Annotated in this window: 17 protein-coding genes and 2 pseudogenes; 16 read left to right on the top strand and 3 right to left on the bottom strand. The window is 39.5% G+C overall.

The genetic code is table 11. The annotated features are described in order from the left end of the window. Positions 1–27 precede the first annotated feature (27 nt). From minE to ACE1CI_RS20025, 9 genes and pseudogenes are all read left to right on the top strand, one after another. Positions 28–417: a cell division topological specificity factor MinE gene (minE, locus tag ACE1CI_RS20065; protein WP_413263867.1), complete on the top strand. Its 390-nt coding sequence runs from the start codon at positions 28–30 to the stop codon at positions 415–417. Between the two features lie 31 nt (positions 418–448). Continuing rightward, positions 449–1,327, top strand: a complete 879-nt coding sequence (locus ACE1CI_RS20060) for a sugar phosphate nucleotidyltransferase (protein WP_413263866.1) — start codon at positions 449–451, stop codon at positions 1,325–1,327. Positions 1,328–1,497: 170 nt separating this feature from the next. Further along, complete coding sequence (locus ACE1CI_RS20055; RefSeq protein ID WP_413263865.1) at positions 1,498–2,631, top strand: RNA-guided endonuclease TnpB family protein; 1,134 nt, start codon at positions 1,498–1,500, stop codon at positions 2,629–2,631. Between the two features lie 601 nt (positions 2,632–3,232). After that, on the top strand, positions 3,233–5,119 hold the full coding sequence (gene ltrA / locus ACE1CI_RS20050) for a group II intron reverse transcriptase/maturase (RefSeq protein ID WP_496615642.1): 1,887 nt from the start codon (positions 3,233–3,235) through the stop codon (positions 5,117–5,119). 95 nt (positions 5,120–5,214) lie between these two features. Beyond that, positions 5,215–5,361, top strand: a pseudogene (locus ACE1CI_RS20045) (RNA-guided endonuclease TnpB family protein); the annotation flags it as partial. 441 nt (positions 5,362–5,802) lie between these two features. Then, positions 5,803–7,257 (top strand): hypothetical protein, encoded by a 1,455-nt coding sequence (locus tag ACE1CI_RS20040; RefSeq protein WP_413266688.1) that lies wholly within the window; start codon positions 5,803–5,805, stop codon positions 7,255–7,257. 47 nt (positions 7,258–7,304) lie between these two features. Continuing rightward, on the top strand, positions 7,305–8,654 hold the full coding sequence (locus ACE1CI_RS20035) for a DUF1822 family protein (RefSeq protein WP_413266687.1): 1,350 nt from the start codon (positions 7,305–7,307) through the stop codon (positions 8,652–8,654). A gap of 36 nt (positions 8,655–8,690) precedes the next feature. Continuing rightward, positions 8,691–11,183, top strand: coding sequence for a CHASE2 domain-containing protein (locus ACE1CI_RS20030; protein WP_496615641.1), 2,493 nt, complete (start codon positions 8,691–8,693; stop codon positions 11,181–11,183). Next, complete coding sequence (locus ACE1CI_RS20025) at positions 11,176–11,910, top strand: DUF928 domain-containing protein (RefSeq protein ID WP_413266685.1); 735 nt, start codon at positions 11,176–11,178, stop codon at positions 11,908–11,910. Before ACE1CI_RS20030 ends, ACE1CI_RS20025 begins: the two co-directional genes overlap by 8 nt. Before the next feature lie 322 nt (positions 11,911–12,232). Here ACE1CI_RS20025 and ACE1CI_RS20020 read toward each other — a convergent pair whose 3' ends face one another. After that, positions 12,233–13,219 (bottom strand): tetratricopeptide repeat protein, encoded by a 987-nt coding sequence (locus ACE1CI_RS20020; protein ID WP_413266684.1) that lies wholly within the window; start codon positions 13,217–13,219, stop codon positions 12,233–12,235. Positions 13,220–13,514: 295 nt separating this feature from the next. Between ACE1CI_RS20020 and ACE1CI_RS20015 the strand changes: the two genes are divergently transcribed. The 7 genes and pseudogenes from ACE1CI_RS20015 (at position 13,515) to ACE1CI_RS19985 (ending at position 21,047) form a co-directional block, all read left to right on the top strand. Next, entirely contained in the window at positions 13,515–15,299 is a 1,785-nt protein-coding gene (locus ACE1CI_RS20015; protein WP_413266683.1) for an alpha/beta hydrolase, read from the top strand. Between the two features lie 99 nt (positions 15,300–15,398). After that, a pseudogene (locus tag ACE1CI_RS20010) lies at positions 15,399–15,590 on the top strand (hypothetical protein); the annotation flags it as partial. Between the two features lie 50 nt (positions 15,591–15,640). Next, a complete protein-coding gene (locus tag ACE1CI_RS20005) occupies positions 15,641–16,123 on the top strand; it encodes a DUF4351 domain-containing protein (RefSeq protein WP_496615640.1) in 483 nt (160 codons plus the stop codon). A 119-nt stretch (positions 16,124–16,242) separates the two neighbouring features. Next, the gene (locus ACE1CI_RS20000; protein ID WP_413266681.1) at positions 16,243–16,572 is read left to right on the top strand and encodes a DUF6883 domain-containing protein; all 330 of its coding nucleotides are present in this window, start codon (positions 16,243–16,245) and stop codon (positions 16,570–16,572) included. Positions 16,573–16,574: 2 nt separating this feature from the next. Next, on the top strand, positions 16,575–16,823 hold the full coding sequence (locus ACE1CI_RS19995; RefSeq protein WP_413266680.1) for a DUF4926 domain-containing protein: 249 nt from the start codon (positions 16,575–16,577) through the stop codon (positions 16,821–16,823). A 169-nt stretch (positions 16,824–16,992) separates the two neighbouring features. Beyond that, positions 16,993–18,945: an EcsC family protein gene (locus tag ACE1CI_RS19990; RefSeq protein ID WP_413266679.1), complete on the top strand. Its 1,953-nt coding sequence runs from the start codon at positions 16,993–16,995 to the stop codon at positions 18,943–18,945. 308 nt (positions 18,946–19,253) lie between these two features. After that, complete coding sequence (locus tag ACE1CI_RS19985) at positions 19,254–21,047, top strand: cyclase family protein (RefSeq protein WP_413262483.1); 1,794 nt, start codon at positions 19,254–19,256, stop codon at positions 21,045–21,047. Here the strand turns inward: ACE1CI_RS19985 and ACE1CI_RS19980 are convergent. Together ACE1CI_RS19980 and ACE1CI_RS19975 are read right to left on the bottom strand one after the other, a co-directional pair. Next, positions 20,980–23,448 (bottom strand): PAS domain-containing protein, encoded by a 2,469-nt coding sequence (locus tag ACE1CI_RS19980; protein WP_413262484.1) that lies wholly within the window; start codon positions 23,446–23,448, stop codon positions 20,980–20,982. The two genes, ACE1CI_RS19985 and ACE1CI_RS19980, sit on opposite strands and share 68 nt — an antisense overlap. 181 nt (positions 23,449–23,629) lie before the next feature. After that, the gene (locus tag ACE1CI_RS19975) at positions 23,630–25,597 is read right to left on the bottom strand and encodes an FAD-dependent oxidoreductase (protein ID WP_413262485.1); all 1,968 of its coding nucleotides are present in this window, start codon (positions 25,595–25,597) and stop codon (positions 23,630–23,632) included. Between the last annotated feature and the right edge of the window lie 308 nt (positions 25,598–25,905).

Genomic DNA, 25,905 nt, shown 5'->3' with positions numbered 1-25,905 from the left:
ATTTTATTCTCTTTTGGGTAAAGTATTATGCTCAATGAATTTTTGGAAAAGTTATTTTCCTGGAAAAGTGATAATAATAGCCGTGATCAAGTGAAGCGGCGATTAAAAGTGGTTCTGGCGCACGATCGCACAGGGCTGTCTGCCCAAGAATTAGAAGAAATGCGAAAAGAGATTATAGAAGTAATTTCTCGTTATGTTGAACTTGACAATGAAGAGTTAGTGTTTTCTATTGAAAGTAATGAAAGATCTTCGGCTTTAATTGCTAATTTACCAATTCGTCGGGCTAAAAAAGAAGAGAAAAGAGACGAAGAACCGCAAGCCAATAAAGAAGTGCCAGAAGTGCCAGAAGTCCAAGAAAAAATAGAAGAGATAGAAGAAAAAGAAGAAAGAGAAGAAATAGAAGAAAATGACAAATGACCAATGACCATTAACTAATCAAAAATAAATTATGAAACCCAAATACGCTGTTATTCCTTTAGCAGGACTTGCAAGTCGTTTATATCCAGCAACTAAAGTTGTTCCTAAAGCATTGTTACCAATTCCGGGAAAAGATGGTACAGTGCGTCCTGTTGTAGATTGGATTGTGCGGGAAGCTTTAAATAGTAATGTGGAAGAAATAATATTGATATTATCTCCTCGTGATGGGGAATTAATTACTCGGTATTTTACGGAACCACCAAAGGAAAATTTAGAAACTGTTGGGGGAAAACGGATTTTAAATGCTTGGAATGATTTAAAGGGTTTAGGCGATCGCTTACGGTACATTTATCAACAAGAACCTGCTGGGTTTGGTGATGCAGTATTGCAAGCAAAAGAAATTGTTGGTTCGGAAAATTTTGTCTTACTTTTGGGAGATCATGTCTATAAGTCTTATTCTTCAATTTCCTGCATCCAACAAGTTCTTAATGTCGGATTAGAATTTGGCAAAGGTGTATTAGGAGTTTGTCGGCGCAAGGAATCAGAAATTAACCAACTTGGAGTTTTGGGAGTGCGTGCAATTCCTAACCAAGCTACTATTTATGAATTAACTGATATGCGAGAAAAACCTTCTCTCAATCCAGAAACAGCGACACTTCGTATTCCTGGAAGTCAGCCTCATCAATATTTTTGCATTATGGGAATTTATTTACTTCCTGGTAAATTCATGGAGTACTTGGCGAATGCTAAACGGCAGCAATCTTCAGGAGAACTGGATCTTTCAGCAGCATTGCAAACTTGGATTAATACAGACGGTGGTTTTGCTTTTGAAGTTGCAGGGAACTCTTTTGATGTGGGTACACCAGCAAATTTCCGGGATACAGTTATTAGTTTTCCAGAATTCTTTTAACAAAATCGGCATAAGTCCCCAACTATACCAATGTTAGTTGGGGACTTATGCCGGGAGATTGTTCGGGCATCCTTCAGGGGTGCCCGAACAATCTCCCATTACTTTCTCTTGTTGGTTTTACTGATAAGTACAGATAGTAGTAAGATATAAAACTAAGGAGGTGAGATTGAGTGCTACATAAAGCCGTTCAAGTTCGCTTATACCCATCAAAAGAGCAACAAAGACTATTAGCGCAAACATTTGGGTGTGCGCGTTGGTGGTGGAATTACGGTCTAAATAAATCAATAGAGACTTATAAGGAAACAGGGAAAGGACTTGCACAAGTAGCACTCAACGCATTGCTGCCCAAACTCAAAAAAGAAAAAGATACAGAATGGTTAGCTGATTGTTATAGTCAAGTTTTGCAAGCAACCACGCTAAATCTAACCACTGCATATAAGAACTTTTTTGAGAAACGTGCTGGATTTCCTAAATTCAAGTCTAAGCATGGTAAACAGTCAATTCAGTATCCTCAAAACGTCAAAATTGTTGATGGTAATGTGAAACTCCCAGGTAATATTGGTGTAGTCAAAGCCAAAATACACAGACCAATTGAGGGGAAAATAAAGACTGTTACTGTGAGTAAAACTCCATCAGGTAAATACTTTGCATCTATCCTTACTCAAGTAGAAGGCGAATACTCTATTACAACAGAAGGAAAGATTTATGGCGTTGATTTAGGAGTCAAGCATTTTGCTGTTGTAACTGACGGCGAAAAGGTTTCTAAATATGACAACCCTAGACACATTGCTAAACATGAAAAAAACCTGAAACGCAAGCAAAAGAAATTAGCACGTAAACAAAAAGGGAGTAATTCTAGAAACAAATATCGTAAAGTTGTTGCCAAAGTTTACGAGCGGGTTAGTAACTCACGGCAAGATTTTCTGCATAAACTTAGTTACAAGTTGGTCAGCGATAGTCAAGCTGTCATAGTAGAAAATCTTCATGTCAAGGGCATGGTTCGTAATCACAATTTGGCAAAAGCTATTTCTGATTGTGGATGGGGAATGTTCACCAACTTTTTAGCCTATAAGCTAGAACGCAAGGGAGGAAAGTTGGTTGAGATTGATAGATTCTTTCCCAGTTCAAAACTCTGTTCTAACTGTTTCTATCAGGTGAGTGAAATGCCGCTAGATGTGAGGGAATGGACTTGCCCCCACTGTAGCACTCATCATGACCGCGATGGAAATGCGGCGCAGAAGTGCGATTCGTTTAATCAAAACCGAGAAATCGGGGGACGACTAGCAGTATCAAGTAACCAATAGGTTGAGAAGCACTTAAATCCTTGGTACTGACAACTTCATAACCTTGTGAGTGAAGGCAAGTATCCTAGAAAGCCAAAGTCTCATCCCGAAGACACATCGGTGAAAGCACACAAAGCGCGATATTTGTATCGCGTCCCCCCAGGTAGCGACTAGCCATCAATCCTGGAAGCGGGGGTGAAAGCGGAAAGGTGCTGACAGCCTAAAAGTCAGTTCCCCGTGAGCAAGTCCTTATGGATAACGAAAGTGAAGATGTGTCAGAACCACCGTTACCGCAAACCAGTGAAATCAGGCTGATACACTGGGAGTCCCAAAAGGGCAAAGAATAGGGTAATAGGAGGATTTTGGTCGGTCTACTAAGTGTCACCCGAAAACTCGGTGGAGAGCATCATCATAAAAGGACAAACCAAAGGTTATGAGGAACGAAGTAACCCATTTGATTACTCTCATCCAAGGTCGATTGAATGAGTAGTCAGCTAAGACGAAACCTCTAGGAAACTAGGTAACAAATGGGAGAGATTGAGTCAGAAGCGAATGCCCTATCTAACAGTAGGGATATGCTGACAGACTCACGGTGAAATAGAAGGTAGGGGTACAAGTAGCAATGAAAAAGGCTAAAGCCCGACAATCAGATAAAGATTGGTTGAGGATAGTATGGACATCGGATATACCTAATCAAGCCTGCGAAAACCCAACAGTTACCTGGAGGGATATCCAATGGAAGAAATTAGAACGTCAGGTGTTTAAGTTGCAAAAGCGCATCTACCAAGCGTCTCGTCGTGGTGATGTCAGAACAACTCGCGGACTCCAAAAGCTGTTGATGAAGTCCCAGGTTGCAAAACTGCTAGCGGTGCGTAGAGTAACCCAGGATAACCAGGGAAAGAAAACGGCGGGAGTGGACGGGATTAAAAGCCTGACCCCAAAGCAACGTTTTGAACTGGCAAAACAATTAAGACTGGGTTCAAAGGTCAAACCAACTCGGAGAGTATGGATACCAAAACCGGGAACGGAGGAAAAAAGACCTTTGGGAATACCTACCATGAAAGACCGAGCATTGCAGGCGCTTGTCAAAATGGTACTAGAACCAGAATGGGAAGCACGTTTTGAACCTAACTCATACGGGTTCCGACCAGGGCGCTCATGCCAAGATGCTATCGATGCAATATTTCTAGCGATAAAGCAAAAAACTAAATTCGTGCTAGATGCGGATATAGCCAAATGTTTCGATAGAATCGACCACGAACAACTACTACGAAAAACCAATACCTTCCCAACCCTACGGAAACAAATCCGAGCATGGCTAAAAGCTGGAGTGATGGAAGGAAAACAGTTGTTCCCAACATCTGAGGGTACACCACAAGGCGGAGTTATATCCCCCCTGCTGGCTAACATCGCCCTTCACGGGATGGAAAACGCAATCATGGAAGCGGCAGATAATTTCGATATGAAACGTCCTGACGGCACACAATTAAGCAAGAGGGATAAAAGAAAGTCTGTTAGCCTGATTCGTTATGCCGATGACTTCGTTATCCTCCACGAAGACATAACCATTGTCCAACGATGTAAAGAGATAATCTCTGAGTGGTTAAAAGGCATGGGTTTGGAATTAAAGCCAAGTAAAACCCGATTAGCTCACACCCTGAAAGAATATGAATCCGAAAAACCGGGTTTTAACTTTTTAGGGTACAACATCAGACAACACCCCACTGGAAAATATACCAGTGGACGAGTCAAAGGGAAACTACTAGGCTTTAAAACAATCATCACCCCAAGTAAGGAAAGCCAGAAAAGACACTACAAAGAGGTTGCAGAAGTAATTGACAAACATAGAGGGGTAAACCAAGCTGCTCTCATAAAAAGCTTAAACCCAATCATCAGAGGATGGAGCAATTACTACTCAACAGTAGTTAGTCAAAAGGTGTTTGAAAAACTCGACCACCTGATAATCTGGAAATTACTTAAATGGGCAAAACATCGCCATAGAAATAAGGGCAGAAAGTGGAATGTCCAACGATACTTTCAAACCATTGGCGGTGATAACTGGGTATTCGCAACCAGGCAAGAAGGAACCAATCCTCTGCGGTTACTAAAACATAGTTCCACAACAATTAAACGCTATGTAAAAGTCAAAGGCGAAGCGTCACCTTATGACGGAAACCTGGTTTATTGGAGTTCCAGAATGGGAGAACACCCTGAAATGCCAAGTAGAATCTCAACCCTACTGAAGCGACAAAAAGGGAAGTGTACCCACTGCGGATTGTTCTTCAAAGATGAAGATGTAATGGAAATAGACCATATCATCCCCAAATCGAAAGGTGGAAAGGATGAATATAAAAACTGGCAACTTCTTCATCGGCATTGTCATGATACGAAAACTATCTTTGATGGTATTTCAGGCAATAAATCTGACTGTAAAAGTGTCAAACCAAAGCCGCCAGTTAACTCAGAAATTAAATGGGTTAACGATATGTTGGTAATGACGTTTGTTTGACAAACACTATTTCGCTGAGGAGCCGTATGATGCGAAAGTATCAAGTACGGTTTTGGAGAGCAACGGCTCTCGTGAGAGAGTCGTTGACTTTAATCATAAGAGCAGAAGGAATCAGAATGCTAAAGGCGGATGGTTCAGCCGTCTCTGCCGTAGGAGGGGAGGTAAGACCAAAACTAGGGCGAAAGTCCAAGTTTTGGCACTCGCCTATGAGTACGGAAGCTCCAACTATAGCGTCAGCTTAGTTGGAGTAGTTCACAACTGCATAGGTGCCATTACTCCAGATATATCTAAGATTACTAACGCAAATTGCTAGTTAGGTAGGTAGTTGCGCTGTCTTCGTTCTTCTTAATAACGCAAGTTGCTAGTTATGATTAGATCCCCCTAAATCCCCCAAAACACAAGGGGGACTTTGAATCCGGTTCCCCCCTTGTGTTTTGGGGGGCGGAGGGGGGATCTAAAAGGGGGGTTAGGGGGGATCGAATCGACCATATTTGTAACTAGCAACTTGCGTTAATCACTCAAGTTGCTAGTTATAAGTCTGGCTCTTTCTTAGCCCCCCTTAATAAGGGGGGTTGGGGGGATCAAAACCCAGTAATCACAGCCTTTAGATCCCCCCACTACCCCCCTTACAAAGGGGGGAACTCCGAAAGAATTAATAACTAGCAACTTGCGTTAATAGTGGGATGGGAGCGCTAAAGCGCAACAACGTACCAATTATTTATTTGGGAGGTGACACAATTGTAAGTGTGAGTAAATGTGGGCTAAATGAAGCAATTATGGTAGTTGCATCAAAATACTGGAGATTGGTGAGACTTGATGCTAGTGGTAGGCGCAAAGTTGAGGAAATTGAGTCTGCTAAGGCATTTTTTCAAAGTCAGTTTTCAGCATTGTTAAGTCAAGCAGAAATGGACGATCGCACAATTCAAAATCGTCTGTTACACTTGCTGCATGAAAGCGATCGATCTGCTGTAGCCGAAAGTTGTTTGCGCTGTTTTATTTCTAATAAAATCGAACATATTTGCATTCAACTAGAAGAATTGTTTGGCAAAAATCATGGCTTTACACGCTGCGATTTATTTGCTTTCGTTTTAGATGAAGTTTCGCCTAAGCAAATCAAAAATTTTCAGTACAAATCTTTGGCGACGGAAATCTTAGAAACTTTTGATTGTCACAAGGGGAGTTTTAATAGTTGGATCGCTAAATTAGTCAAACACCATCGCGAATTAAATGCTTTTTTATTACAACATGGTGTTTATTTAGTGAGTGATTGGGCGATTTTAAATGATACTAACATCAAACAATTACAACGGATTTTCTCGGAATTTCATCATTTAACACCAGGGGAAATTCAACAGTTTAGTTTACTCTTGGAAACTTATCATGCTGTTTATCGTCGAGATAGATTAAAGTTGCGTCAAGCTGGGGGAAATGGTGGGCAATGTTTACCACCGTCAAATTCGCAAATTGCGGAGATGATGGCATTTTTTCGGGCTAAATCTGGTATTCAGTTACCACCGGAAAAAATGATGAGTCAACTCCGAGAGATGGCAGATAAATTACGAGAATATCGGATCTATATCCGAGGAGGTATGGCTAAAACTGAGCCTTTATATAATAGTGAAAATTTGATAGAAAGTAATAGTCAGGAGGAGGAAGAAATAGAGTTTTTAACTAATTACAGAACGGCTTTTCGTAATTGTTTAGATACAGGTTTAGAGTCAGCAATTAGCGATCGTCTAAAGCGCCATTCCCGACAAAAAAATTCCAGTAGCGAACAGTTTATTTTGGGGATTCATTTGTTTCATTGTCAGCAATTATCTATGAGCGAAATCGCTGCTTTAATCGGACTAGAATATCAATATCAAGTCAGCCGTTTACTCAAATTAAAAGAATTTCGTGCTGATGTACGCCAAAGAATGTTAAAGTGCTTGCATGATTGCGTTTTGCAACAAGCAACTGCTTACACAGATCCCGATATTCTACCTCAATTAGAACAAAAAATTGAAGTGGCACTTGATGAACAAATTACGCAATTAATGAATGAAGCAGAAGCGGAATCTACTACTCCACATCGGCGGGAACAAAGCTTATTTACCTCAAGACTTTGCCATTATTTAAAGAAAGTTTTGCCGACATAAATTTTTCAGGTTTTCGGTTAATCATAAGTTTACTTCAGGGGGAAATTATGAGCTATTCACCAAATAATTACACCGAGTTTAGTTTAGATTTTACGACTGTACCAACAGAAGCGATCGCGCTTTTACCCGAACAAATTGAGTCAGCAGTAAAAATTAGTAGTGCTATTCAAAATATCGATCAACAATGGCTGATTTATCTGAATAGTTTGGCTTTATTTGGGTTTGTGGAATGGGTGAATGAATGCGCTCCCGAACTCTCGATTAATCAAGCTAAATGTTCGATATTAAATCCGACTATTGCTAATTTAATTCCCGGAGTTTGTAACTTAGAAGTCGGGGATTTTAAAGTTTGTTTAGTAGCTCAAGGTAGTTTAGACGATCGAGAAATTTCCCTTCCCAGAGCAGCGATCGAATTACCGGAATTTATTCCCCATTTTTATGTAATTGTAGATGTTAAAGAAGAGTATGAACAGGCAATTGTTAAAGGTTTTATCCGTTACGATAAGTTAACCGAACTAATTGCTGAGTTAAATTTACAACCTAACTTAGACTGGACTTATAGTATACCAAGTGCCGGGATAGAAAATCAGGCAGAACGACTAATATTATATTTGCGCTGTTTAACAGCTACAGCAATTAGTTTACCGGAAATTCCTGGCGATCGCTTAGAAAATTTAGCAAGTATTCAAGCGGAAATTTCCAGTTTATTAAACAGCTTAGAATCTCCAGATATTCCCTTATGGGAAGTTTTAAATTGGGAACAATTAGCAAGTATTCTCACCTTAGAAGTTGCGGCAATTGAGGAAACAGAAACCGAGGAAGAATCAGCCTTAACTAACTTAGATAGTTTACTACAAATTCTCACTAGACCTGCATTAAACGTAGGACTTTGGTTACAAGATAAAATGGATGAATTAGCCGAAAATTTATCTTGGATTTTAATGCCAGCTTTTGCTACTAGTCCAGCAGCTTTACGCAGCACTACAGAAGAATTTGAAGTAATTGTTAGTGATTTATCCAACTTTGGGATAGAGATTCCCAGTCATGCTAGGGGTGCTTATCAAAAAATAAAATTAAGCGATCGACAATTCAATTTATACGCTGTAACTTGGCCTTTTTTAGCAGAAAATAACGTTCCTGAATGGATGTTATTGTTAATATTAGGTGCTCATTATGGTACTACTTTACTCACAGGTTTAAAACTTCGAGTAAGTGACTCTACAGGACTTTTAGTTCAACGCAAAGTTGGGCCAAATAGTCCTGATAATTATCTTTATATTCAAATTGCTGGTGCGTGGGATGAAAGATTTTTGGTGACTGTTAGTTTGCGCGATCGCGAAACAGGTCAAAAGGTATCTTTAACTTTACCGCCATTCACTTTTCGGATGCAACAATAAAAATGTTAAATTATTCAGTTTAACTTCTAAAGTCCCATGAGATCAAATGCAGTTTACAAACTGAAAATTGAACGGTCCGATCGCACCTGTAAATTTGAGTTGTCTTGGGGTAACGGACAGCAACTTTTTGCTACTTTAGAATATCCTGAATCATTGACCAGACTTTATCAAGAATGGCAAAGAATTTATCTCAGTTTCTATAAATCAGCATTGCGGGGACGAGTACAGGGTAGCGGTAGCGGTGTCATTCCTAAAGTTGATTGGCACAATAAATTAGTAGAAGCAGAAGCGGAATTTTTGCAAGCATTTAATAAGTGGTTACGCAGCGCTGAATTATTCGAGATTTGCCAGCAAATTCTAATTAGTAATTCCCGGAATGACGCTAGCTCAACAACTACTTTTTTACTTACTTGCTATCAACTAGAATTAGAACGTCTGCCTTGGGAATCTTGGGAAATTTTGACTATATTGGCGCATCAAACCCAAATTCAAATTATTCGCACTCCCCCCAATATTCGCGAAGAAAACTTTTCCGAACTACGCCAAAAGCAACGGCGTAAAAGTAGAATTTTGGTAATTGTCGGTGATGACACAGGATTACATTTTAAAACAGAATTAGCAGCATTAAAATCTCTCTCCCGCTTGACAGAAATTAAGTTTGTTACTTGGCAAACAGAACAGGAAGAATACATAATTCGCCAAAATGTTTGTCAGGCGATCGCAGATCCCCAAGGTTGGGATTTATTGTGTTTTCTGGGACATAGTAACGAGGCGGAAATTACCGGGGGAAAAATTGCGATCGCGCCCAATGTTCATTTAACAATTAGCGAAATTTACCCTTACTTAACTCAAGCTAAACAACGAGGTTTGCAATTTGCGATCTTTAATTCCTGCTGCGGGTTAAATATTGCTGCTTCCTTAATTAACTTGGGATTAAGTCAAGTAATAATTATGCGGGAACCAATTCATAACCAAGTAGCAGAAGGATTTTTATTACAGTTTATCCTAAGTTTAACTCAGTTTAAAAACGTTTATGAATCCATGTTTTCTGCTGGCGAATATCTCCAGCAAGAAAAACTGAAATATCCCTCTGCTTACCTAATTCCCTCTATATTTGGACATCCCAATGCGGAATTATTTCAGTTACAACCTAACAGCATTAGCCAAAAATTAAAGCAACTTTTACCGACTCGCAATGAAGCGATCGCACTCTCCCTATTAACGATCGCCAGTTTATACATACCCCTGCAAGACTACTTATTAGATCAACGCATATTTGCCCAAGCTATTTATCGCAAAAACACTCATCAAATTCCCGCCCAAACAACTCCACCTCCCACCTTATTAGTCCAAATTGATGAAGAGTCTATCCAAAAAGACAAAACCCTTTCCACCCCCAGACCTATGCCGCGAAATTATCTGGCAAAATTAGTAGATAAACTCTCAGAATTAGACGCAAAAATTATCGGAATTGATTATTTATTACATCGTCCTAGTCAAATAGAAACAAGAGATCAAAAATTAGCTCAATCCCTGATTAACGCCGTGCAAAAACCTCAACCAACTTGGTTTGTTTTGGTGACAAATGAAGGGATAAATGGCAAAATATTGCAACCTTTACCAGAAATTGCTAACCCTAATTGGAGTTTGCAAGGGGAAATGAATTTAATTGGCGGTTTTATGCAACTTGCCACACCAGAAATTAATAACCCATATACTTTGCCTTTTTCTTATTTATTAGCCTTAGCTTATCAATTGAACTATGAAGATAAAAATAATATTGTTCAACCTAAAATTACAAGTCAGCAAGAATTTTTAATTCAGATTCAAGAATCTTTAAAATTACAAAATAAAAGCTTGTTTTCCCCTAGATCCTATTTGCAACCATTTACGGAATTTTCTTATATTTTCGGTCAAATGTGGTTGCATCCTGTAATAGATTATTCGATTCCTCCACAACAGGTGTACGATCGCATTCCCGCTTGGCAATTACTCAACAATCAAATTAGCACTGCCCAAAAAACTCACCTGCAAAAACAAGTAGTAATCATTGCACCAGGAGGTTACAAAGAAGCGGGAGTTGCAGTATCTGGATTAGACTTTTTTCCTAAACCAGCAGCAATTTGTTATTGGCGCATATATAATGATTGCTTAAACCAACGGCGAGAATTTACAGGTGCAGAAATTCATGCTTATATGGTACATCATCACCTCAACAATAGTATGATTATTCCTATTCCTGATTTGTGGGCGATCGGAATTGCGGGATTGTTGGGTAAAGTTACCCTGCTAACTTTAAATAACCGTCATCGTCAGCAGAAAAATTACAAAAAATCCCCAAATCAAAACACTTTAAACCCAGAGCAAAAGGAGGGGTTAATTTTAATTATTAGTGCCTTAGCTGGTTATGGAATAATTAGTTTACAAACTTATGTAACCGCCGGAATTTTGTTACCTTGGTTACTTCCATCTTTAACATTTGTATTTTATTATCTACCAATATTCGTGAGGAAAAATTCCCATGATTAAACCGAAAAAATTATTAATTACTTTGCTATCTATTGGCACATTATTCACTAGTTTATTTACTATAATCAGCCAAGTATATAGTGCCGATTCTCTCTTATCTGGGCAAGGGAAAAAACCTTTAGAAAATCAACTTTTAGCGCAACGAAGACGACCTCCACGCCCACCTATTCCGGGTGGTAGCGATTTGTATCAAGACTTAGTAAACCAAGCGAAAAAAGAAGGATCGCTTTCAACTCGTGGGCTGAGATTATGTCCACTTTCCCCTGGAGTAGTAGGGATAAATGATACTTTTAGCGATCGCCCCTTATTCCTTTGGCAAGGTGGAAACATTCAACGAGTAGAATTACGTCGTCCTGGCGGAGATCAAATTTTATGGGAGCAAATAGTGCCTCCCGAAGAATCAAAAATTATTTACGAAGCAGCGCCATTAGAAATTGGTCAAACCTACCAATGGTCTTTATATAATGCTGCTAATGATTACGTCACTTTTATATTTCGGATTATGGGTGAAACTCAGCGTCAAGAAATTGCCACTCAGTTAGCAGAAATAGAAAAAGCACTCAAACAACAAAACGCTACTCCCGAACAAATTGCTGTTGCTAAAGCCGAATATTTTGCCTCACAACGTCTTTGGTCAGATGCTTTACGCGAGATTTATTTAGTAGAAAATCCCTCTCCCGCCTTAACTAAAACTGCTCAAGAAATTACTAATCAATTATGTAAGTAGGTGTAAATAAATAAAGTGATAATAGTTATTTAAGAATGGGGCAGGCTCTCCTGCCCACCCCACAAGAAAGCTGTAACTCTTGTGGGGCAGGCTCTCCTGCCCACCCCACAAGAAAGCTGTAACTCTTGTGGGGCAGGCTCTCCTGCCCACCCCACAAGAAAGCTGTAACTCTTGTGGGGCAGGCTCTCCTGCCCACCCCACAAAAAAGCTGTAACTCTTGTGGGGCGGGCAGGAGAGCCCGCCTTAGTTTTCACTTGTAGAGAGGTTTCATGATTAAACAATTGTAGAGAGGTTTCATGAAACGTCTCTACAGCAGGTATCTTCACAAGGGACTATCCACAACTTCGTCAATTCCCTGAATCCAAACTATTAAATCTTCGCGAATATCCATCACCAGTTCATAGCGATCGAATTGTCCTTGTTGCTCATAGAGATCGGCGGCTTTTTTAAAGTCTTCAATTGCTGCTTGATAAGCTACGAGATGATCGAAAGCGCAGCTAGTAAGAGCGCGATGATAATAAGCATGAGCATCAGTAGGATTGAGTTTAATTGCTTGATTGTAATCAGCGATCGCCGCTTCACAATCAGTCATTTCTGCCCGGACAATCCCCCGATTTTTGTAAGCCTTTGCATACTTAGGGTTTAGCTTCAAACAGTGAGTAAAATCTGCAATTGCTGATAGTTGTTTGCCCAATCGATATTGAATAATACCCCGATTCAGAAACGCCAAACCATCTAGAGGATTAATTTCTATAACTTTGTTGTAATCAGCGATCGCACTTTCAAAATTACCTTGTTTAGCATAGGTATTCCCCCGATTGTTATAAGCCGAAGAATAACGAGAATTGAGGCGCAAAGATTCATCAAAAGAAGCGATCGCCTGAGCTAAATCTCCCAAATAAGAAAGCACCGCACCGCGACTGTTATAAAATACCGCATCATTTCGATCGAGTTCAATTGCCCGATTATAATCAGCTAATGCTGCCTGATAATCTCCCAATGCGGTATAAGCATTACCTCGGTTATGATAAGCCCCCGCATTATTTGGTTCTAACTCAATTACTCTATTGTAATTTGCGATCGCATCTGGATAGTTTTCTATTGCTAAATTGGCAGCACCTAGTTGATAATGAGCAGCAACATTATTTGGCTCACTCTCTATCAACTGATGATAATGTTTTAATTCAGCATAGTAATCTCGCGTTTCCAAGCGGACAAACCACTGACTTTTATCAGCAGCAATCACGTTATCTTGACGGTGATTTTCCTGATTATCAGGTGTGCCGAATGAATTTGATTGGTGATACATAACCTGAGTAAAACCTGTGATTTACTTAACTCCTAAATTTCCGTAAACTTTTTATACTAGAGTTTCTGAGCTTCTGGATTTACTCAAAAACCAATACAGTCTGTTATTACAGACAATAAAGGAGTCAAGGGGCAAGGGAAAAAGATCGATCATGGGTTGGTATAGTGACCTTAAAATTACCTCAGTTAAGCGATCGCTAATAACTGATCGACCTGATTATCCCACAGCCGGGTGCGATAAATCTGCCTTAACGAGACATATTTCTGGTTTTTAATGATATTCCACCATTTACTCTATGAATACTGCAAAATTTAACCCTCTTGCTATCAGTCCCCGGAAATTCAGCCGGATTATTGCCCCATTTTTTCTTTGTGCAAAACCCTCCATAAAGAAGGCAAAAGGCATACCCGCGCCAATCATCTCTAATGTCGCCGTCGCCGGATTGGGGTTTTGGCTACTTTGTGCAATTTTGACTACCATTCCTGCTAAAGGTGCAGAACGAATCTCAGTTGTTTATGGCCCAATACAATTTTCCCTTGCCGTTGAATCATTAGAAGCCTTAGTTAAAGAAGGTAAAGTCACAGAAGAATTGTCTTCCTACATAGGTCAAATTGATCCGAACAGCTTAACTGAATTGCGGGATATTATGCAAAGGCGTTTTGAAGCTAACCCCACCGCAATTTCCCAATTTACCAAAGGTCAATTAGGACAAACTGTATTAGAAAGATTAGGAAGAGTTTTACAAACAGAAATGGGTCAAAATGGCGCAACTTCTTTGCGAACAGCTTTTATTGCTGCGGCTAGCGATCCTGAAGGTTTAAACTTACTAAATATGTTACGCAAATTTCCCGATCGCATTGTCCGCGTAGACTTAACTCAAGGTTTACAAATCATTGGCGAATTTGAAAAAATTCTCCGCAATACAGCAGCCAGCGTTAAGGTAATTCAACAAGCATCAATAGCCGAAGCATCTGCTAATTCCAACGTCAACTTTAGCCAACTTCCAGACTTACGCCGACCAGGATCTTTCCCTTGGCAAAAACAAACTCTTACCATCAACGACACCCAAAGAAATCGCCCGTTAATGGTCGATCTTTACCTACCGCAAACCAACACCCCAGCCAATGTAATTGTGATTAGTCACGGTGCAGCTGGAAACCGCAATACATTATCACTTTTAGCTGAACATTTGGCATCTTACGGATTTGCGATCGTGGTCATGGAACACCCAGGCGACAGCCTAGAAAAATTCCAAAACTTCTTTGCAGGTTTAGGAGATTCTCCCCAACCCCAAGAATTAATCAACCGACCATTAGAAATTAAATATGTATTAGATGAACTGCAACGTCGCGAACAAACAGAACCAGCACTCCAAGGACGATTAAACTTACAACAAGTCGGAATAATTGGTCAATCTATTGGTGGTTATACCAGCTTAACTTTAGCCGGAGCAACACTTAACTTTGACCTGTTACGAAAAGACTGCGTAGATAACCAAATTTTCAACTTATCGCTGTTAATTCAATGCGAAGTTTCTCGCCTAATTCCAGCCAATTACAATTTCCGAGATGAACGAATCAAAGCGGTAATTGCTATTAACCCTTTAACGAGTAGCGTTTTTGGTGAAACTGGACTGAGCCAAGTTCAAATACCCGTAATGTTTGTCGCTAGTTCTGATGACATTTTCACCCCAGCTTTCCCCGAACAAATTGTTCCTTTTACCTGGCTAACTACACCCAATAAATATTTAGTTGTAATTGAAAAAGCCAGCCACTTTTCCCTATTAGGAGGTCGCGAAGAAGATAACAGCGCCCTACCCCCACTACCTCGCGAAATAGTCGGGCCAGATCCCGCTTTAGCCCGTCCTTATCTGAATGCGTTAAGTGTAGCATTCTTCAGAAATTATCTAAACAATCAGCCAGAATTTCAACCTTTTTTGACTGCAAATTATGCCAGATCAATTAGTCAATTACCGTTCAATTTGAGTTTGGTGAAAAATTTTACTGATGCCCAATTAGCTGAGGTGTTAAACAATAATTCTCCTAACACTGTGAAACCCCAAAATAGCCCCAATAGATAAATATTATTCCAGATAGATCACCGACTTCTTCAAGAAGTCGGTGATCTATCTCCTACCTGGTGCAATATCATGGAATTGTGAGATTTTGCAGAATCCATTATGTTAAATTACAAACCTTGGCATTGTTTGCCTGGTGCGGAAGATTTACCCGACTCTGACGATACTCCTGTGGATAATGAATTACAAGATTTAATTCCCCATTTGTTGAAGTCAATTTTAGCTTTAATTTGGTCCGATCGCTGGGACTGGTTTTTCGGTGTTGATATGGGAATTTATTACGATCCTGAACAATTGACTAACTTGGTATTCTCGACCCTAATATATTTTTATCTGATATCGCTTTGCTACCTTTGGCATCTTTAGCGGCGACATCTCAACCAGAACAATTGCTTGCCCAAGTAGCACAACAAGTGGATAGAATAGAATCGATCGAACAAAAACGAGAAGTATCCGCTTACATCCAAATATTAGCGGGTTTAAAGTTTAATAAAACAGTTTTGAGTCGATTATTTCGGGAGAAAACAATGCGGGAATCAGTGATTTATCAGGAAATTTTGCAAGAAGGTCGCCAAGAAGGTCGCCAAGAAGGTCGCCAAGAAGGTCTTCAAGAAGGTCTTCAAGAAGGTCGCCAGGAAGGTCTTCAGCAGGAAGCTTTCGCTTTGATTGTTCGTCTTTTAACTCGAAAGTTTGGGACAATAGATGAGGGAGTGCGATCGCAACTTTCCACCCTACCAGTTTCTTTACTAGAAGACTTAGCAGAAGCACTCTTAGATTTTGAATCTATTGCTGATTTGCCAGTTTGGTTAGAAACTCATCTTCCCTAGATACACCAATTGTCTCGACTATAACTTTTTAGGATTGCCATATTCCTGAAAAACTAAATATGGCAAAACTCAATCTATTGATTAAGCATGGGCGGAGTTAAATTTCCCAGAGTTAAACCATGAAATTATCTCCTGATGCGATTATTGCACAAGCAAAATTGACTCAATATTTACTCAAGCTACTTCCCCAGGATGATAAATCAAAGTTTTTAGCACAAGCTGGTTACACTCAAGAAAACTGGCAGCAATTAGAAAAGGATTTAAGAGAGCAAATATTACCACTAGATGCCCTATTCACAGAACAAACCCGATTTGGCAATCATTATAAAATTCGCGGAACTTTAACAGGTGTTAAGGGGGTAATTTTACCAGTAGTTACAATTTGGATAATCGAGAAAGCAACTGGACAAACAAAGTTTATTACTTTATTTCCTGATAAGGAGGTTTAAGGATGAGATTTAAACTTTTTACACGAGTGGCATTACGGGAGGATTTACCCCAGTACAAACTGTGTCGGGGAGATGTGGCGACGATTGTGGAACATCACCCTGTACCTGATGATGAAGATGGGTATAGTTTAGAGGTGTTTAATGCGGTTGGGGAAACTATTGCAGTGATAACTGTCGCAGAGTCGCAGATTGAACCGTTGATGAGTAATGAGGTGTTGCACGTTAGAGTTTTGGATGAAGTGGTAGGGTAGCTTCTTAGTGCTGATTTGCCAGTTTGGTTAGAAACTCATCGCCCCTAGATACACCAATTGTCTCGAATGTAACTTTCTCATATTGCTAGAGTACGGAAATTTGCTAAATGTGTTACTACTCTGTTGTAGCTGGGAATACTTGAGTTAGGCGTGATTAACCTAACTAGATATGGAACAACAAAATCTATCGGAACTTGCTAAACAGGGAAATGCAGAAGCGATCGCAACTTTCATGAATCGTTCCCTGCAACCCAAAGGTATTACAGCCAAAGCTGGCATGAAAAATGATTGCTTACAAATCATGCTAGAAGCTGCTCAAGTACCAAATCAACAGGTATTAGTTCCACTAATTAATAAGTGGATGAGCAACTTAGGGGCTGAATCTATTAAAAAAGTTAAAGTTTTTGGGCGAAAGGCGGGTGAAGAATTTCCCGCTTGGAATGAGGAATTTCAAGTTTCGGTGCAGAATGTGCCGAACTTTGAAGAACTTGCTCAACAAGGCGATATAAATGCTCTGACTAAACTCATTAATCAGTGGTTAAACTCACAAGGTATTACTGTAAAAGCTATTCTAAAAAATGATTGTTTACAAATAAAGGTCGAATCAGCCCAAGTTCCAGAGCAAGGTTCTGTAGTTTCAGTTATTCGTGAGGGATTAATTGGTTTAGACATTCAGTTTTGCCAAAAAGTTAAGATTTTTGGGCAACAAACAGGCGATGATTTCCCTGACTGGCAAGAAGAATTTGAGTTAAATGAACAGGTAGATTTAATTACAATTACACCTGAAATAGTTGTTGAAGAGCAATTTTCATCTGCTATTGTGAATGTTGAGCCAGCAAATCAATTAACTGTAAAAAAACAACCATCTTCTTGGGGAGGATGGTTAGGAGCAGTGACGGGTGCTGCTGGAGCAGTTGGAGGCGCTGCTGTTAGTGCAAGTCAAGCTGTCGCCGCTACTGCATCTCAAGCAGGTAAAAACGCTTTAGATAAAGCAACGGAAGTAGTAAGTAGTGCAATTTCAAATACAGCATCTCAAACTAGTAAAATAGTTGTAGAAAAAGCCACAGAAGTTGGTGGCGCGATCGCAAATACAGCATCTCAAACTAGTAAAGTAGTTGTAGAAAAAGCTTCAGGAGTTGGCGGCGCGATCGCAAATACAGCATCTCAAACTAGCGAAATAGTTGTTAAAAAAGCCACTGATGTAGTCACACCTGTAGTTGATGCAACTGGTAAAACAATTCAAAGTGCTAGAGAATTTAGTACCGAGTGGTTAGTGCGCTTTATAGATAATGTAGATGTTGAAAAAGCGGAAACTCAAGTTAGAAAACTACAGCAAAAGTACCCCAACGAAAAGCCAAATGAAATTGCTCATCGCTTAATGATAGATAAAGCATTATTAGCTGCTGGAGCAGGTTTAGTCAGTAAATTAATTCCAGGAACAGCATTGGCACTAGCGGGATTAGATTTAGCAGCTACTACCGCATTATCAGCTGAATTAATCTATCAAGTTGCTGCTGCTTACGGGTTAGATTTAGACTCTAGCGATCGCAAAGGAGAAATATTAACAATTTTTAGTTTGTCTCTTAGTGGCGGTTTGGCGATCGATGCAGGTGTAACTTTGTTGGGAAACATACCTGTTGCTGGTGCAGTAATTGGTGCTAGCAGTAATGCAGCACTGCTTTATACGCTGGGATATGCTGCTTGTCGTTTTTATGAAGCAAAACTAACTCCAACTATCACGATGGAAGCGACTTTAGAAAGTACTCAGTTAGAAAGTGAGCAGTTTCTAAAGAGTGCAATTTCCCAACAAGTAATTATGGATCAAATTTTGATTCATGTTTATTTGGCTGGAAATCCCGAAAAAACCTGGGAAGAAATTTTGCCCGAATTAAAAACTTTAAATCTTAGTCCTGCATCTTTAGAAGCAATAGCCGCTAATAGCAATTCTCCCCCATCATTAGAAACTTTGCTAGCTCAAATTAATAGTGATTTCGCTGTTCCTCTGTTAGCGCAATGTGAAAAAGTTGCTCGATTAGATGGAGTAATTACACCTGAAGAAAGTTGGGTGCTAGAAACAATTACTAGAAAACTCAACATTAATCTAGAAGCAATTACTCTATAATCAAACAGGTTCGTTGTAGGGACTTCAGTCCTACTCTCTAACAACACAACGACTGAAGTCGTGACAACGAACTGTAATAAATTCGGTTCGTTGTTGGACTTCAGTCCTACTCTCTAACAACACAACGACTGAAGTCGTGACAACGAACTGTTATAATTAAGTAGGTGTAAATAAATAAAGTGATAATAGTTATTTAAGGATGGGGCGGGCAGGATGCCCACCCCACAAGAAAGCTGCAACTCTTGTGGGGTGGGCATCCTGCCCGCCTTAGTTTTCACTTTATTTATATCTACCTACTTAGTCTGAAGATGAATCAATTACACACTTTGTTAGAGCAAACTAAATCCTACTTAATTTCATCCGTTGCGCCAAACGCCGCAGTTATAGATTATGATTCCCAAGCATTGCAAAAAGCACTCAACGGACTTGCAGAATTAGGATTATTAGGTTTAAGAATTCCCCAAGAATGGGGCGGTTTAGCAGTCAATCAACAAACTTTCGATGATTTCCAAGAATTAGTTGCTAGATATTCGGGTGCTTTGGCGTTTTTGCAAACTCAACATCAAAGTGCAGCGGCGATGATTTCTCAAAGTGAAAACATTGCTTTAAAACAAGAATATTTGCCTTTGATGAGTCAGGGAAAGCGTTTATTAGGCATTGGTTTTTCTCATTTGCGACGGGATGGCGAACCACTGGTTAAAGCAATTCCTGTAACTGGGGGTTTTTTAATAGAAGGAACAGTACCTTGGGTGACTGGTTGGCAAATATTTTCTGAGTTTATTGTTGCTGCTAGTTTACCTAATGGGGAAGCGGTTTTTGGTGTGGTTCCTTTAGTAGAAATTGAGCAGGAAAATCAAGGTTTAATCAGTTTTGATGAACCGATGGAATTAGCGGCGATGGCATCTACTAATACTGTTGCTGCTAATTTGCAGTCATGGTTTTTAGCGCAGGAAAAAGTGGTTTTTATTAAACCTCAAGGTTGGATTCATGATAACGATCGCAAAAACATCCTCAAACAAACTACTTTTCTAGCTTTAGGTTGTGCTTTAGCAGGAATTGATATTTTAGAAGCTGCTACTAAAACTAAATCTTTCGTTTTTATTGAAGAAACTTTTCACAATTTAGCTTCGGAATTTAATGATTGTCGTCAAGCGATTAGAGAAGCGCAAGAAAATGCAGATTTGCCATTAGCAGAGAAACATAAATTGCGGAGTTGGGCGATCGCCTTATCTGTACGCTGTGCCCACGCAGCAATTACCGTTTCTAGTGGTGCAGCTAACCTCAAATCTCATCCCGCCCAAAGAGTTTATCGAGAAGCATTAGTTTTTACTGTTTCTGGGCAAACTCAGGAAATTAAAGCAGCAACTTTGCAAAGATTAGTTAATTCTAAAACCCCGCAAAAAACTATTAAATATTCCCAAGTTATTCACCTAAGTCATATTATCGATACTAACATTCCTCAATGGCCTGGAGATCCACCTGTAGAATTAGAAACAGTTGCCGAATTAGCCAAAGATGGTTACTATTTGCGGCGTTTTTCTCTGGGAGAACATAGCGCTACACATATTAATTCACCCCTCAGTTTTCACAGATCGGGAATTGGTATAGAGCAATATTTAGCGTCATCTTTGGTTAAATCTGCGGTAGTAATTGATATTAGTCACCAAGCAAAAATTAACCCCGATTATCTTTTAATTATTAATGATATTTGGGATTGGGAACAACGAAACGGCAAAATTCCTGCTGATAGCATCGTACTAGTTTATACGGGTTGGCAGGAGAAATGGTTAGATAGTCATCAGTTTTTAAATCCAGATTCATCGGGAGTAATGCACTTTCCGGGAATTAGCAAGGAAGCGGTTTTATTTTTACTTAAAGAACGGGCAATTTCTGGTTTAGGAATTGATACTCACGGAGTAGATTCCGGGCAAGATACTACTTTTACAGTTAATAGTTTGATGTTAGAAACCCCTCGAATTGTCTTGGAAAATCTCACTAACTTAGAACAGTTACCTGTAACAGGAACAACATTAGTTATTGGTATTTTACGATTGAAAGATGGTTCTGGTTCTCCTGCTGCTGTACTAGCATTTTTACCATAGCACTACACTGTTTTAGAGGAATTTCTACAATAAATTTTGTCCCTTTTCCCAACTCAGATTCACAGGTAATTTTACCACCGTGACGTTCAATAATTGAGTGAGAAACTGATAATCCTAATCCCGTTCCTTGACCTACAGGTTTAGTAGTAAAAAATGGATCGAATACTCGTTTACGAATAGATTCAGGTATGCCACAACCATTGTCAGCAATAGATATTGCTACATTTCCCATATTAGAAAGATAAGTGCGAATAGTAATTGTACAAGGATTAGCAGAAATTGCTTCTATATTGCCTTTTTCATTGTTTTCTTCTAATGCTTCGATCGCCAAGCGTGACTCGAAAGAGTCGATCGCATTACAAAGCAAATTCATAATTACCTGATTTAGCTGTCCTGCATAACATTCTACTAATGGTAATTCGCTGTAATCTTTGATTACCTGAATTTCTAATTTTTTTTCTGGACATTTCAGACGACTTTGTAACAACATTAACGTACTTTCTATGCCTTCATGAATATCCACAGACTTCATATCTGCTTCATCCAAGCGCGAGAAAGTGCGTAATGATTTGACTATCTTTTCGATTCTTTCTGCACCTGATTGCATGGAATTCAACAGTTTAGGAAAGTCTTCAATAATAAATTCTAAGTCATCCTCGTCAATTTGCTTCTGAATTTCATCCGGTGGATTAGGATAATAACTGCTATATAACTGCACTAATTTAACCAGAGTTTTAACATATTCGTTAGCATAGTCGATATTACCATATATAAAAGTAATTGGGTTGTTAATTTCATGAGCGATTCCCGCTACCATTTGTCCCAAACTCACCATTTTTTCACTTTGAATTAATTGGGTCTGGGTTTGTTTTAAGTCATTTAAGGTAATTTTAAGTTGTTGATTTTTTTCCTGCAACTTAGCTTGACTTTCTCGTAAAGCTAACTCGGCTTTTTGACGTTCGGCAATTTCAATTTGAGCTTGTTCAAAAAGCGTAGATTGCTGAAGAGCAATTCCTAGTTGTAAGCATATTTGCTTTAAACAATCAATTTCTGAATCTTGCCATTTTCTCGTACTGCTACAATGATGGGCAATTAATAATCCCCATAAATTTTCACCTTGGAATATAGGAACTACGATATTAGCTTGGATTTTGAATTGTGCTAATTGATCGGCATGACATTGATGTAATTCACCATTGTAAATATCTTCAATAGCCCGAATTCTACCCTTTTGATAAAGCGGCACATACTTTTCTACAAAGCAATTATCTTGAATCACAATTCCTAAAATTGGCATCCATTCTTCAGCTACCGATTCGACAACAGTTAAACCACTCCAGTCGGGATTAAATCGGTAAATAATGGTGCGATCGGTTAACAAAAACCGCCTCACTTCTTCTACTGCTGTTTGTAAAACTTCTTCCGAATTTAAAGATTGACGAATCCTTTCCAAAATTGCTGCTAATAACCGCTGTCTTAAAAATTGCTGTTGTAAAGCTGCCTCCGCTTGGCAACGTTCCGTAATATCTATTGCTGTACCAAATAACCGCAACACATAACTAAACTTTCTATTATTGGGTGATTTATGGTTAGTTTTTAAAGCTTGTCCTTTACCGTTAATATATCTGATTTGACCGTCAGGACGAATAATTCGATGATCGATTTCATAAGTTGTACCCTCATTTAATGCCTTTTCCACAACTTTTAAAAATGCTTCTCGATCGTCGGGATGAATTTGTTGTACAAGTTGCTCAAAACTTGGGGCATGATTTGGTGTGATTCCATAAATTCGGAATAGTTCATCTGACCAAGTTATAGTTCCTGTAAGTACATCAAATTCCCAATTTCCAATGTGGGCAATTTTTTGAGACTCTTGGTATTTGCGAGTAAGTTCTAAATTAGCTGCTTCTACTTTTTTGCGATCGCTAATATCTTGATGAGTTCCCGTCATCCGCAAAGGTTTACCCGTTTCATCTCGCTGGAAAACTTTTCCCCGTGACAGTATCCATTTCCACTCCCCTGATTTACTTAACATCCGAAATTCTACTTCGTAAAAATCAATCAAACCTTCTACATGATCGCTTAAAATTTGTAATACTCGCGGCAAATCTTCTGGGTGTACCAGTTTTTCAAAAGCTGCATAATTATTCTCTATTTCTATTTCTTCATACCCTAACATTTGCTTCCAGTATGAATTAAAATGTATTTCTCCTGTAGTAATGTTCCAATCCCATAAACCTAAATTGCTAGCAGCGATCGCTAAATTTAACTGTTCCTCACTTAGAAATTCATTTTCTTGGCGCTGGCGTTCCACATTGCTCCCCAGTAGTAAAGTAAAGGATTGTAAAGTAATATAACAGACTAAGGTGTTTAATAATACAATATGGAGCGATCGAACCATTGATTACATCAGATTCGCGCTCACAAACCTATTATTCCCTAATTAACTTCCTAAGTAACATTAAAAAACCCAAAAATATTAGGCGATCGGGAAGACTGATTACCTAATATCTATAAGGTTTTATTTGGTGAGAACGCCACAGGAAAAATACGGAAGAGTTCCCTGGCAAGGAACATAATTCTTATCTAGATTTATACCAATTAAAGCGCAACCCTTGATTTCTTAAGTATTGATGTAACTTGGGCATTAGTTTATTAGGAACGATCGCAGCTGGCGTTAAGTTTGGTTTATTCTGTTTTAAAATCCAACCCGCAGTTGCACCCGCTGCTGCACCAATACTCCACTCACCTTGATGAATCCTAGTTACACCATTAACAATATGCGTCACAGCGATCGCCTTACCACCTATTAGTAAATTATCAACACCTTGAGGAATCAAACTTTCCAAAGGAATAATTACAGGTTTAACTTTATCTTCCGTCGTTCCAGCACTTTGAGCTTCCCAAGGTTGAACCCAATTGCGATACATACAACCTTGAATATCCACATCATAGTGAGTTACACCAATGGCAGTCGGTTGAAAATTCCGCCCCCCAGACATATCTTTGCGAATATCTTGTTCTCGCACCATAAAATTAGTTTGTCCGTAAGCTTTTCTGCCAATAATTCTCCTTCCCTCACGAAAATAAGGCATCATACTCAACCCAGAAAGCGTACCCATAGGCGAATCTTTACCGGACAAATGTGCCAAAGGAAACTTAGAATTAGCCTTACTTTCTACTTCCATTAACCACTCAGAAAATAACAAAGCCCGATCCTCGCCATGCTTGAGGGCACTCATAGACATTCCACCCATCCAATTTTGATATTGCCCAGTTTGAATCAACCTTGTGTCACTCATTATTAAAGGTGGATTCATCAAATTCCAATTATTACCATGAAACCAATTAATTACAGTCATATCTCCGAAAGATGGAGCATCTTTAAATCTGGGATTACCCTTAGCACTAATAATTCGACGATATTTAAAAAGGCTACGTCCATCAAACATGGGAAACCCAATTAAATCAAAATGCTCCCGATGTTCTTTGCGCGAAAATATTGGTTCATGTTGGGATAAAGCTGCCCGACTAATGCCGCGATCGTCTTTAATTGCTAAGACAAAAGTAAAAGTAAAAGCTTGGGTACAATCAGGATTATCTTTAAGTGAAGCATTAACTTCCCCGCTAGTAGTGAATGACTCCGAACCTACACGATGAGGAATTCTCGCCCATGCTACTAATTCGCCTGTATCTGTAGCATCAATCACCATCAATCTTTTCCCTGGTGGTGCTTCCAGACGAATGGGCACTTTCTCATAAGTATCAGTACTTGACCAAGAATACCAAGTATTTAAATCTTCCGAAAGGCGACCGCTAGGTACATAATCGCGATCGCGTGGAATCCGTTTCACTGCATAAATCGCCGTAATCAACTTGCCTGTATCATCAAATTCTGCCCCTTTAAAAGCGATTCCCGCCCCCCAACGACTCCCAGGCGCAGACTTAGCAGAGGAATTCAACAATTGTCGCGCCGCTTGTTCTCCCACCTTTGGCGGAAAACACAACCTTCCCACCCAGCAACTATTAGTATCATCAACAGCCAATTTTTCCTTTTGTTTAGCCCAAGCAGGCAAAACGATCTTTTGCTGTTCAATCAACTGCTTAAAAGAATTCCAACTACTCGAAAAATTATTCAGCCGGATCATGGTGTCTGATTCATCGATCGCAGACACACCTTGGGAACTAATCTGTCCCCCAAACCAAGGCGTTAACTCAATCAAGCAAGTCCTCGCCCCAGATTTCATCGCATGGGAAGCCGCCGCCACCCCACCCAAAGAACCGCCAACCACAACCACTTCACATTGCCAAACCTCTTTCGCCGCAGGTAAAGGATCGAGTCGCGGTCTACCATTAGGTAGCAGCGATAAAGTCCGAGAAGAATTTTCTTTTTCCGGTTGCTGTTCTGAGTCAGCAAAAAAAGAATTCCACAACGCCAACAAAGGGCGATCGTTGTAATTAGCGGAAGCAAAAGCTAAACCGACCCCAACCAAAGAACCGCAAATCGATACTCCCCAAATTAATTGCCGAAATGAACGAGGCTTCCACATGGATTTAGTTGCAAAGAGTAAAGTGTGAGAGAGTCCGTCAGCATACCCGAACTATTATCCATTTCCCACAGCCTGACTTCGGGATTTATCACCGGAGATCAGCCAAAGGCGAGGAAATTCGGGCATTCGACTTTACCAATTAAAAATATACTCTTGTTAAATGTCAATTTTTTGCCCCTTCACCTAGTTGGGTGATAATAATTCACCTGGTTTGGTGAAGACTAAGTATAGTCACAAATATTACTTTAAAAGTACGGCTAGGTAAAACATTCTCTTACTTTTTCCTTTACCGATTCAGACTAACTACC

Source organism: Floridaenema flaviceps BLCC-F50, from assembly GCF_041929275.2.
Taxonomy (GTDB): domain Bacteria; phylum Cyanobacteriota; class Cyanobacteriia; order Cyanobacteriales; family Aerosakkonemataceae; genus Floridanema; species Floridanema flaviceps.
The sequence above is the reverse complement of the archived record's forward strand: the minus strand, read 5'-3'. Positions and strand labels throughout refer to the sequence as shown.

Coding starts and splice junctions, on each gene's coding strand:
- minE (WP_413263867.1), top strand. CDS start 28: ATGCTCAATGAATTTTTGGAAAAGTTATTTTCCTGGAAAAGTGATAAT.
- ACE1CI_RS20060 (WP_413263866.1), top strand. CDS start 449: ATGAAACCCAAATACGCTGTTATTCCTTTAGCAGGACTTGCAAGTCGT.
- ltrA (WP_496615642.1), top strand. CDS start 3,233: ATGAAAAAGGCTAAAGCCCGACAATCAGATAAAGATTGGTTGAGGATA.
- ACE1CI_RS20040 (WP_413266688.1), top strand. CDS start 5,803: ATGGGAGCGCTAAAGCGCAACAACGTACCAATTATTTATTTGGGAGGT.
- ACE1CI_RS20035 (WP_413266687.1), top strand. CDS start 7,305: ATGAGCTATTCACCAAATAATTACACCGAGTTTAGTTTAGATTTTACG.
- ACE1CI_RS20030 (WP_496615641.1), top strand. CDS start 8,691: ATGAGATCAAATGCAGTTTACAAACTGAAAATTGAACGGTCCGATCGC.
- ACE1CI_RS20025 (WP_413266685.1), top strand. CDS start 11,176: ATGATTAAACCGAAAAAATTATTAATTACTTTGCTATCTATTGGCACA.
- ACE1CI_RS20020 (WP_413266684.1), bottom strand. CDS start 13,219: ATGTATCACCAATCAAATTCATTCGGCACACCTGATAATCAGGAAAAT.
- ACE1CI_RS20015 (WP_413266683.1), top strand. CDS start 13,515: ATGAATACTGCAAAATTTAACCCTCTTGCTATCAGTCCCCGGAAATTC.
- ACE1CI_RS20000 (WP_413266681.1), top strand. CDS start 16,243: ATGAAATTATCTCCTGATGCGATTATTGCACAAGCAAAATTGACTCAA.
- ACE1CI_RS19995 (WP_413266680.1), top strand. CDS start 16,575: ATGAGATTTAAACTTTTTACACGAGTGGCATTACGGGAGGATTTACCC.
- ACE1CI_RS19990 (WP_413266679.1), top strand. CDS start 16,993: ATGGAACAACAAAATCTATCGGAACTTGCTAAACAGGGAAATGCAGAA.
- ACE1CI_RS19985 (WP_413262483.1), top strand. CDS start 19,254: ATGAATCAATTACACACTTTGTTAGAGCAAACTAAATCCTACTTAATT.
- ACE1CI_RS19980 (WP_413262484.1), bottom strand. CDS start 23,448: ATGGTTCGATCGCTCCATATTGTATTATTAAACACCTTAGTCTGTTAT.
- ACE1CI_RS19975 (WP_413262485.1), bottom strand. CDS start 25,597: ATGTGGAAGCCTCGTTCATTTCGGCAATTAATTTGGGGAGTATCGATT.